This window comes from Psychrobacter sp. I-STPA6b, assembly GCF_020662265.1.
Lineage (GTDB): Bacteria > Pseudomonadota > Gammaproteobacteria > Pseudomonadales > Moraxellaceae > Psychrobacter.
Genome location: NZ_VEWM01000009.1, coordinates 1 through 941 on the forward strand (window position 1 = coordinate 1; position 941 = coordinate 941).

Consider the following 941-nt stretch of genomic DNA (forward strand, 5'->3'; position numbering starts at 1 on the left):
AGGAGGAAGAGGAAGAGGGGGAGAAGAGAAAGGGAGGGGAAAAAAGAGGGAAAGAGAGAAAGGGGGAAAGAAGGGAAAAAAGAGAGAGAAGGGGAGAAGAGGAAGGAGGAAGAAGGAAAAAGGGGAAAAGAGAAGGAAAGGAAGGGAGAGAAAGAAAGAAAAAAAAGAGAGGAAGGGAAAGAAGGGGGGGAAAAAGAGAGGGAAAAGAAAAAAAAAAGAAAAGAAGAGGAGAGAAAAAAAGGGAGGGAGGAGAAAAAGAAGGGGGAAGAAAGAGAAAAAGAAGAGAGAGAAAGAAAAAAGAAAGGAGAAGAGGGAAAAAGAAAAAAGAAGAGGAGAGAGGAAAAAGAGGGAAAGGGGGAGGAGGGAGGGAGGGGGGGGGGGAGAGGGGAGAGAGAAAAAAGGGGAAGAAAGAGGAGGAGGAGGGGGGAAGGGGGGAGGGAAAAAAAAGAAAGGGAAGGAAAGGGAGGGGGGAGAGGGAGAAGAGGGAGAAGGAAGGGAGGGGGGGAGAGGGAAAGGAGGGGGGAGGGAAGGGAGAGAGAAGGGGGAGAAGGGGGAGAAAGAAAAAAAGGGAAAGAGGGGGGAGGGGGGAGAGAGAGAAAAAGAGGAAAGGAGGAAAGAGAAAAAGAAAAGGAAAGAAAGAGGAGGAGAAGGGAGAAAAGAGAGGAGGAAGAAAGAGGGGAAGGAAGGAAAAAGAGGAAAGGAAGAGAAAGAAAGGGGGAGGGAAGAAGAAAAAAAAGAGAGGGAAAGAAAAGAGAAGAAGAGGGAAAAAAAAGAAAAAAAGAAAAGGAGGGGAGAAAGAAGAGAAAAAAAGAGGAGGGAGAAGAGAAAAAAAAGAAGGGGAAAGAAGAAGAGGAGGGAGAGAAAAAAGAAAAGAGAAGAGAGGAAGAAAGAGGGGGAGAAGAAAAGAAAAAGAGAGGGAGGGGGAGGGGGGGGGGAAGAGA

The 941-nt window shown here is 47.1% G+C and carries 1 protein-coding gene; it reads left to right on the plus strand.

The window, feature by feature from the left end; genetic code table 11:
* Positions 1-941 (plus strand): hypothetical protein (locus FHK88_RS14465; protein ID WP_227428783.1); only part of this gene is annotated, 941 nt, incomplete at both ends.